The 8,592-nt window shown below is 69.2% G+C and carries 8 protein-coding genes; 1 reads left to right on the top strand and 7 read right to left on the bottom strand.

Translation table 11 applies throughout. From position 1 onward, the window contains the following. From VFX99_RS01510 to VFX99_RS01480, 7 genes are all read right to left on the bottom strand, one after another. Positions 1-689 (bottom strand): substrate-binding domain-containing protein (locus VFX99_RS01510; protein WP_329664555.1); only part of this gene is annotated, 689 nt, incomplete at its 3' end. Positions 690-883: 194 nt separating this feature from the next. Continuing rightward, positions 884-1,897, bottom strand: coding sequence for a LacI family DNA-binding transcriptional regulator (locus VFX99_RS01505; protein WP_329664554.1), 1,014 nt, complete (start codon positions 1,895-1,897; stop codon positions 884-886). Between the two features lie 31 nt (positions 1,898-1,928). Next, a complete protein-coding gene (locus VFX99_RS01500; RefSeq protein WP_329664553.1) occupies positions 1,929-2,390 on the bottom strand; it encodes a DUF3237 domain-containing protein in 462 nt (153 codons plus the stop codon). A 93-nt stretch (positions 2,391-2,483) separates the two neighbouring features. After that, the gene (gene rhaS, locus VFX99_RS01495; RefSeq protein ID WP_329664552.1) at positions 2,484-3,545 is read right to left on the bottom strand and encodes a rhamnose ABC transporter substrate-binding protein; all 1,062 of its coding nucleotides are present in this window, start codon (positions 3,543-3,545) and stop codon (positions 2,484-2,486) included. Positions 3,546-3,594: 49 nt separating this feature from the next. Continuing rightward, the gene (locus VFX99_RS01490) at positions 3,595-4,668 is read right to left on the bottom strand and encodes an ABC transporter permease (RefSeq protein ID WP_329664551.1); all 1,074 of its coding nucleotides are present in this window, start codon (positions 4,666-4,668) and stop codon (positions 3,595-3,597) included. Then, on the bottom strand, positions 4,665-5,696 hold the full coding sequence (locus VFX99_RS01485) for an ABC transporter permease (protein ID WP_329664550.1): 1,032 nt from the start codon (positions 5,694-5,696) through the stop codon (positions 4,665-4,667). The genes VFX99_RS01490 and VFX99_RS01485 overlap by 4 nt, the downstream gene beginning before the upstream one ends. Next, entirely contained in the window at positions 5,693-7,222 is a 1,530-nt protein-coding gene (locus VFX99_RS01480) for a sugar ABC transporter ATP-binding protein (protein ID WP_329664549.1), read from the bottom strand. The genes VFX99_RS01485 and VFX99_RS01480 overlap by 4 nt, the downstream gene beginning before the upstream one ends. 134 nt (positions 7,223-7,356) lie before the next feature. Here VFX99_RS01480 and VFX99_RS01475 point away from each other — a divergent pair, with 134 nt between their 5' ends. Beyond that, complete coding sequence (locus VFX99_RS01475) at positions 7,357-8,364, top strand: LacI family DNA-binding transcriptional regulator (RefSeq protein ID WP_329664556.1); 1,008 nt, start codon at positions 7,357-7,359, stop codon at positions 8,362-8,364. The last annotated feature ends 228 nt before the right edge of the window (positions 8,365-8,592 follow it).

Below are 8,592 nucleotides of genomic sequence, written 5' to 3'. Positions count from 1 at the left end.
AGGTCGACGCCCGGGTTCGACTTGAGCAGCGCCTCCGCGACCTGCTTGCCGCCCGCGCGGGTGAAGTCGCCGGTCTGCGACGCGACGACCTGGAACTGCTCCTCCGCGCCGATCACCTCGGCGAAGCCCTCGGCGCGGTCGATGGCCGGCGCGGCGCCGGTCGTGCCCTCGAGCTGCACGATGTTGACCTTCTCCGTCGAGTCCTTGTACTCGTCGAGCACCCAGAGGCCGGCCTTCTTGCCCTCCTCGATGAAGTCGGAGCCGAGGAACGAGACGTACAGCGACGTGTCCTTGCTGTCGACCGCACGGTCGGTGAGGACCACGGGGATGCCGGCGGCCTTGGCCTCGTTGAGCACCGCGTCCCACCCGGTCTCCACGACCGGGGAGAACGCGATGTAGTCCACGCCCTGCTGGATGTAGGAGCGGATCGCCTTGATCTGGTTCTCCTGCTTCTGCTGAGCGTCCGAGAACTTCAGCTCGATGTCCGCATCGGCGAACGCGGCCTGGATGTCCTTGGTGTTGGCCGTGCGCCATCCGGACTCTGCGCCCACCTGCGCGAAGCCGACCACCAGCTCGTCGAGGGGTACCGGACCGCTGGCCTCGGGTGCGGTGCCGCCGGCGCCGCTCGCACAGCCGGCGAGTCCGACGAGCAGGGCTCCTGCCGCTGCGATCGCGATGAACTTCTTCATCTGAATGAACCTCCTTGTTCGGATCCGCGCGCACATTCTGGAACGCAGCGCTGTTGCTGAACCGGATCGGCCGCCATGGCCGTGAGAAGGATGTTAGCGCTCACTGTTAGCGTTCACAATGCCTGAATCGCGACTCTGAAGCAACGTTTCGGTAACGGATGTGAGCGCGAACAATGAGCGGCTCGGAGCTTGCGTCAGTCCCTTCCGGCGATCCGCCGCGTCGAGGCCCGAATGACCAAGTCGGGGACCGCGATCGGGACCGCCGACTCGGCATCGGCATCGGCGCCGACGACCTCGGCGATGCACCGCGCCGCCTCGCCCGCCACATCCAGCCGCACCGTGGTGAGCGCGGGCCGGTAGTACGCGGCATCCGGATTGTCGTCGACGCCCACCACGCTGACGTCGTCGGGCACGGAAAGTCCGGCATCGGCCAGGCCGGCGATCAAGCCGAGCGCCATCTGGTCGTTGGCGACGAAGACGGCGGTCGGCCCGTGAGCGCGTCGGACCGCGGCGGCGATCTCGGCCGCCGCCGCCAGGCCGGACGCGGCGGTCCAGTCGCCGCGCCACAGGCCGGCCGTGCGCAGTCCCTGCTCGGACGCGGCCGACGCGAAGCCCTCGGCGCGGGCCACCGCCTCGATCCAATCCTCTGGACCGGCGAGATGCGCGATCCGGGAGTGCCCCTCTCCGACGAGGTGGGCGACTGCGATGCGGGCGGCATCCCGTTGCAGTTCCGCCGCACCGGGTCCGTGCAACGCGACCACAGGCACGCCGACCCCGGCCGAATCGACGGCCGACAGCGTGCGCGCGTGCGGGGCGACGACGACGATTCCATCGACGCCCTGGGCGGACAGGTGCCGAGCGGCATCGACGACGGATGCGGCATCCCCCGCGTCCGCGTACGCGGCCGTGACCCACCGACCGGCCGCGCGGGCGGCCGCTTCGAGCGCCAGGATCCCCACCGCCGGTCCGTACATGCTCGCGTCGGATGCGATGATCCCGATGGTCCGCGTGCGGCTGGTGCCCAGAGCCCGCGCCGCGTTGTTCATGCGGTAGTCCAGCGCCGCCATGGCGTCGAGCACCCGCTGCCGCGTCTCGGCGCGGATGCCCGCACGCTCATTGAGCACGCGCGACACGGTCTGCGTAGACACGCCGGCGGCACGTGCCACCTCGCGCACGCCGACCCGCCGCCCGACCGCTGGTTCGCTCATCGGGCTCACCCTAGCCCCGCAACCGAGGACGTCAGGTGACGCGATACGCCGTGTAGGCGACGCGATCGGCTTCGCGGACGGCGGCGGCCAGGAAGAGGATGTTCTGCAGCTCGGCGAGGCCCGGGTCGGAGGTTTCGAGCGTGAGCACCGTGCGGAAGTAGTACTGCGCCGGGTTCACGGCTTCGCCGCGCAGGAGAGCCTGCAATACGGCCGGCGCTCCGCTGCGGACTCCCATCGAGTGGATCAGGACGAACGCACCGGCGTCCGTGCGGGCCGAGTAGTGCGCGCCGACGTCGACGGCGCCGTCCGGGCGCAGCACCTGCCAGTCGGAGCCGCCGGGCAGGATCTCGGCGTCGAACGCTCCGCGGACTGTGCCACCGGTGATCGGGATGACCCGGCGGTGCCCTGCGCGGGTGATGCCGTGGTCCTCGAGCGGTCCGAGCTGGACGTCGACCTCGAACGCCGGCTCGAGAGTCGGGATGGGAGCGCGCATTCCCTCACTTTGACACCTCACCGCTCGATTTCCCCCACCGGAACGCGGCAGCGCCCGACCCTCGGGAGGATCGGGCGCGCTGTCGGCATTCGACTAGAAGTCGAAGTCGCCGATGTTCTCCGCGTCGAAGACGAACGGGTCGCCGAGGAGGACCGAGGCGCCCTCGCCGACCTCGAACGAGCCGAGCTTGCCCGCCTCGAACGTGTCGCCCTCTTCACCGGTGATCTCTCCCGTGATCAGAGCCTGCGCGGCGAATGCGGCGAGGTAGCCGAGGTCGGCCGGGTTCCACAGCGCGAACGCGGTGACGGTGCCGTCCTCGACGTATTCGCGCATCTGGTTAGGCGTGCCCAGGCCGGTCAGCGCAACCTTGCCCTTGTACTCCGACGTCGACAGGTAGCGAGCGGCAGCCGCGATCCCGACCGTGGTGGGCGAGATGATGCCCTTCAGCTCGGGGTAGGTCTGCAGCAGCGCCGCGGTCTTGTCGAACGAGGTCTGGTCGTCGTCGTCGCCGTAGACGGTCTCGACGAGCTCGATGTCGGGGTGGTTCGCGGCGAACTCCTCCTCCATCATCTCGATCCAGGCGTTCTGGTTGGTGGCGTTGGCCGATGCCGACAGGATCGCGACCTGCCCGGCGTCGCCGATCTGCTCGGCGATCAGGTCGACCTGCACCTTCGCGATACCCTCCGCGGTGGCCTGGTTGATGAACAGATCGCGGCACTCCGGGTTGGTGTCGGAGTCGAACGTGACGATCTTGACACCCGCGGTGCGGGCCTCGTCGAGGGCGTCGCAGATCGCCTCCGGGTCGTTCGCCGAGACGATGAGCCCACCAGCGCCCTGCTGTGCGGCGGTCTGGATGTACTGGACCTGCGAAGTCGGGGAGGCCTCGGACGGGCCGACCTCCTCGAACGTGCCGCCGAACTCCTCGGTCGCCTCTTCGGCACCGCCGGTCGACGTGTCGAAGTAGGGGTTGCCGAGGTTCTTGGGGAGCATCGTGATCGACAGGTTGGCGTCATCTCCTCCTCCGCCGCCGTCGCCGCCGTCGGTGCCGCCGGTGCCGCCGGTCGATCCGGCGCAGCCGGTGACGAGGAGCGTCACCCCCACGGCGAGAGCGGCTGCGGTCGTTGCGATGCGCCGCTTGCGCTGCATTGCGAACATCATTGTTTCCTTCCTGGTGCGGTTGAGTCGAAGGTTGTTGGTGCGGGGCTCAGGGCGCGTTCGAACTCGCGCCGGCTCGTCCCTTCCTCTTGCCGATCGCTGCAGTCCTTCGCTTCTGCAGCCACCCGAGGAGGCTTGCCGAGACCACGGAGGCGATGAGCAGCACGCCGGTGATCACGTTGATGATGTCGCTGGTCACTCCGGCCAGCCGCAGCGCACTCCCGAGGGTGCCGATGAGCAGCACGCCCGCGATCACGCCGTGCAGAGCGCCACGTCCGCCGAAGATCGACACGCCGCCGAGGAGCACCGCCGCGATGATCTGCAGCTCCATCCCCAGAGCGTTGTCGCCTCGGGCGTTGCTGTACAGCAGGGTGAAGTAGACGCCGGCGAACCCGGAGACCGCGCCACTGAGCACGAACAGGATGAACTTCGTGCGGCCGACGTCGATCCCGGAGAACTCCGCGGCCTCCTTGTTCAGGCCGATCGCGTACAGCGAGCGCCCGAACGGTGTGAAGTGCAGCAGCACGGCGAAGATGATCGCCAGGATGACGAACGGGATCATGATGACCGGCACCGGCGTGCCCGGGATGTTGGCCTTGGCCAGGTCGGTCCAGAACTCCGGGAAGTCGGTGATCGCCGTCGTGCCCAGCAGGCCGACCGCGATTCCGCGGAACAGCGCCAGAGTGCCGATCGTGACGGCGAGCGAGGGCAGGCCGACGACGGTCACCAGGAAGCCGTTGAACGCGCCGCAGAGGGTGCCGACCAGCATCGCGGTGAGCGCTGCGACCGCGAACGGCCATCCGGCCTGGGTCAGGATGCCGGTGGTGACGCTCGAGAGCCCGACGATGCTCGCCACTGATAGGTCGATCTCCTCGGTGATGATGATGAGCGTCATCGGCAGTGCGATGAGGAGGATCGGCGCGACGTCCCGCAGGAGATACGTCACCGTCAGCGGGCTGTCGAAGTTGCGGACGGTGGCCAGGGCGACCGCGATCACCAGGATCAGCAGCGCGATGATCGCCGTCTCGCGGGTGAGCAGGAAGCGGCGCCAGGCCGGACGCGCGTGGAGCTTGTACACCCGCGCGGGTGCGGTCGTGCCGGCGGTCGAGGGCGCGGCGGTCATCGGTCCACCTCCCTCTGGGCGATGAGTCTTCGGGACTGCCGGACGGCGAGGACGCGGTCGAGGATGATCGCGCCGAGGATGAGCACGCCGACCACGGCGCGCTGCCAGAAGTCGTCGATGCCCAGGATCGGCAGAGCGCGGTTGATGGTGAGCAGGAGATACGCGCCGATGGCGGCACCCCACACCGTCCCCACGCCGCCCGAGATCGCGACCCCGCCGATGACGGCGGCACCGATCGCCTGCAGCTCCCACCCGAATCCGGCACCCGAGCTGACCGTCCCGTAGCGCGCCGCATACAGCACGCCGGCCAGACCCGACAGGGCGCCGCTCACCACGAAGGCGCCGATCACACGGCGCGTCACGCGGAGACCGTAGAGGTGCGCGGCGGCCGGGTCGGAGCCGATCGCGTACAGCTCGCGGCCCGAGCGGAGGTTGCGCAGATACCAGGCCGCCGCGATCAGGACGACGACCGCGATGATCGTGAGGATCGGGATGAACAGGATCTGCCCCGTGCCGAGCCCGCGGAAGTCCTGCGGCAGGTCGGAGGCGTTGATCCGATCGCTGCCTGCCCATGCGACGTTGATGCCGCGGTAGATGTACAGCGTGCCGAGTGTGATCACGAGCGCCGGCACCCGGGCGAACGCGACCAGCGCGCCGTTGATGAGTCCGAGCAGACCGCCGAAGAGCACCCCGGCGATGAACACCAGAATCAGCGGGATCCCCTCGACGTCGATGAACAGCCGCCCGGTCAGGTAGGCGGTGAGGCCCACGATCGAGCCGACCGACAGGTCGACGTTGCGGGTGATGATCACGATCGCCTGGCCGACGGCCACGAGCAGCAGCAGGGATGGCGTCAGCAGCAGGTCGCGGAAGCCGTCCGATGAGAACAGGAAGGCGGGGTTGCGCACGGTCGCGAAGAAGATCACCAGCAGAAGGGCGATCAGGATGCCGGTCTCCCGGGCGGTGGCGACGTGCGAGACGAGGCGGCTCGCGGCGCTCTTGCCGGGGCGGATCTCGACGGCGGTCATCGCGCGACCTCCGCATCCGCGGTCGCCGCGAACATCACGGCTTCGGGCGTCGCCTCCCGGCGCGAGAACTCGCCGGTGAGGCGACCCTCGCGCATGACGAGCACACGGTCGGCCATTCCGAGCACCTCCGGCAGTTCGGACGATATCATCAGGATCGCGAGGCCCTGTTGCGCGAGCTCACTGAGCAGGCGGTGCACTTCGGCCTTGGTGCCGACGTCGATGCCGCGGGTGGGCTCGTCGACGAACAGCACCGTCGGCTCGGTGGCGAGCCATTTGCCGAGCACCACCTTCTGCTGGTTCCCTCCGCTGAGGGTGCCGGTCTCGGCATCCAGAGCTGCGGTCTTGACCTCGAGCCGGCTCGCCCACTCCTGTGCGGCGCGGTTCTCGGCCCCGCCCCAGAGCAGGCCCCACTTCGCGAGCTTGTTGCGGATCGCGAGAGTGACATTTCGGGTGACGCTCTCGTCGAGCACGAGACCCTGCTTGCGGCGGTCCTCGGGCACCAGCGCCAGGCCGCGGGCGGTCGCGGCGCGCGGGCTCCCCTTCGGCAGCGGCCTGCCGTGCAGGCGCACCGTGCCGCTCTCGTACGGATCGACACCGAAGACCGCTCGCGCGACCTCGCTGCGTCCGGCGCCGACGAGGCCGGCGAGCCCGACGATCTCGCCGGCGCGGAGCGTGAACGTGATGTCGCGGAACACTCCCGCGCGGGTCAGCCCGTCCACTTCGAGCACGACGTCGCCCACCTGCGCGGGCAGCTTCGGGAACAGGTCGGTCACGTCGCGGCCGACCATCTGCCGCACGAGCTCGTCCACGCTCGTCTCCGAGATCGGCGTCGTGTCGACGTACGAGCCGTCGCGCATGACCGTGACGGTGTCGCACAGCGCGAACACCTCGTCGAACCGGTGGGAGATGAACAGCAGCGCGCGACCCTCGTCGCGGAGGCTCCGGGCGACCGCGAAGAGCCGCTCGACCTCGACGCCGCTCAGGGCGGCCGTCGGCTCGTCCATGATCAGCACGCGCGCATCGAGAGAGATCGCCTTGGCGATCTCGATGATCTGCTGGTCGGCGATCGAAAGGCCTTCGGTGATCCGCTCGGGGTCGAGCGCGACGCCGAGACGGGTGAAGATCTGCGTCGCCTCGTCGCGCATCGCGCGGCGGTCGATGCGGCCGAGCCGATTGTGCGGCTGGCGGCCCATGAAGATGTTCTCGGTCACCGACAGGTCGGGGAACAGCGTCGGCTCCTGGTAGATGACTGCGATGCCGGCGGACTTGGACTGCGCGGTGCTGGAGAAATCCACAGGCTGACCGTCGAGCAGGAACTCACCGGCGTCGCGACGGTAGAGCCCAGCGATGACCTTGACGAGCGTCGACTTGCCGGCGCCGTTCTCGCCGATCAGCGCGTGGATGGAGCCCCGGTCGAGGGTGAGGCTCCCCGAACGCAAAGCCACGACGGGGCCGAATGACTTGACCACACGGCGCAGTTCGAGGGCGTGCGCTGATGGGGTCGCATCGGCGTCGACATCTGCCACGGGGGCCTCCTCGTCGAGGTGAAAATACCTGAATCGATTCAGGTTGATTTCAGATACTCTATGGAGACCGAGGGAAACGGTCAAGTCCGCAGGGAACCTTGATCGAATCGTGACCGATGAAGGGCGGGACGCCAGTGCCGGCGAGTATCCGAGACGTTGCCCAGCGCGCGGGCGTCTCCGTCGGCACGGTGTCCAATGTCTTGAACCGGCCGGATGAGGTCTCCAGCGACTCGGTCGAGCGCGTGAATCGCGCGATCGAAGAGCTCGGATACGTGCGCAACGATGCTGCGCGGAAGCTGCGGGGCGGGGTCAGCTCGACGGTGGGCTTCGTCGTGCTGGACGGCCAGAACCCCTTCTACACCGATGTCGTGCGCGGGGCGGAGGATGAGGGCACGCGTCACAACATCGCGATCCTGTACGGCAACACCGACGAGGACCACGCCCGGGAGCGGGTCTACCTCGATCTGTTCGAGGAGCAGCAGGTGCGAGGCGTGCTGATCGCGCCGTACGGCGACATCACGGCCCGGTTGCAGCGACTGCGCGCCCGCGGCATCGCCGCGGTGCTCGTGGACCGCTTCAGCGGCGACGGCAGGTTCTCATCAGTCTCGGTGGACAGCGTGCGCGGCGGGCGGATGGCGGTCGAGCACCTTCTCGACACCGGTCGGCGCCGCATCGCCTTCGTCGGCGGTCCCTTCGACATCCGGCAGGTGAACGACCGTCTGGCCGGCGCGCGCGTGGCCGCCGAGAACGCGAGTCCGCCGCTGGAGATCGAGGTGATCGCCACCGGGGCGATGACCGTCGAAGAGGGCGCCGCCGCGGGCACCCGCATCCTCGCCCGGCCGCGGCGCGACTGGCCCGACGCGCTCTTCGCGGCGAACGATCTGCTCGCACTCGGGCTGCTCCAGTCGCTCATCGTCGACGGGCGGATGCTGGTGCCCAACGAGATCGCGATCATCGGGTTCGACGACATACCCTTCGCCGCGGCCGCGGCCGTGCCGCTGTCGTCGATGCGCCAGCCGAGCCGGATGATCGGCCGCACGGCGCTGCGGATCCTGCTCGAGGAGGCCGCCGACCCGACGAGCATCGCGCGCCAGACGGTGTTCCAGCCCGAGCTGATCGTCCGCCGCTCGACCTCCGGCTGAGCGGCCCGCGGCCGCGCGGCGCACAACTCCTGCAATCTCGCCGCGCCTGCACGGCGAGCGCCCGTCAGCACGGCACGTCTCATCGGCGGCGCACGAATCTGCAGGAGCTCTGCGCCAACAGCCCGGGTGACGGCGCCGGGCGACAAGGTCTACAGCGCGGCGATACGCTCCTTCAGCTGCGCGGCCTTGTCGGCGGGGAACTGGCCTGCGGCCATCGCGAGGACCGTG

The sequence above is a fragment of the Microbacterium sp. genome, assembly GCF_036277215.1.
Classification (GTDB): domain Bacteria; phylum Actinomycetota; class Actinomycetes; order Actinomycetales; family Microbacteriaceae; genus Microbacterium.
The sequence above is the reverse complement of the archived record's forward strand: the minus strand, read 5'-3'. Positions and strand labels throughout refer to the sequence as shown.

Bases quoted from the DNA above. Each gene is read 5' to 3' on its own strand.
- VFX99_RS01505 (WP_329664554.1), bottom strand. From the start codon at position 1,897: ATGAGCGAACCAGCGGTCGGGCGGCGGGTCGGCGTGCGCGAGGTGGCA.
- VFX99_RS01500 (WP_329664553.1), bottom strand. From the start codon at position 2,390: ATGCGCGCTCCCATCCCGACTCTCGAGCCGGCGTTCGAGGTCGACGTC.
- rhaS (WP_329664552.1), bottom strand. From the start codon at position 3,545: ATGTTCGCAATGCAGCGCAAGCGGCGCATCGCAACGACCGCAGCCGCT.
- VFX99_RS01490 (WP_329664551.1), bottom strand. From the start codon at position 4,668: ATGACCGCCGCGCCCTCGACCGCCGGCACGACCGCACCCGCGCGGGTG.
- VFX99_RS01485 (WP_329664550.1), bottom strand. From the start codon at position 5,696: ATGACCGCCGTCGAGATCCGCCCCGGCAAGAGCGCCGCGAGCCGCCTC.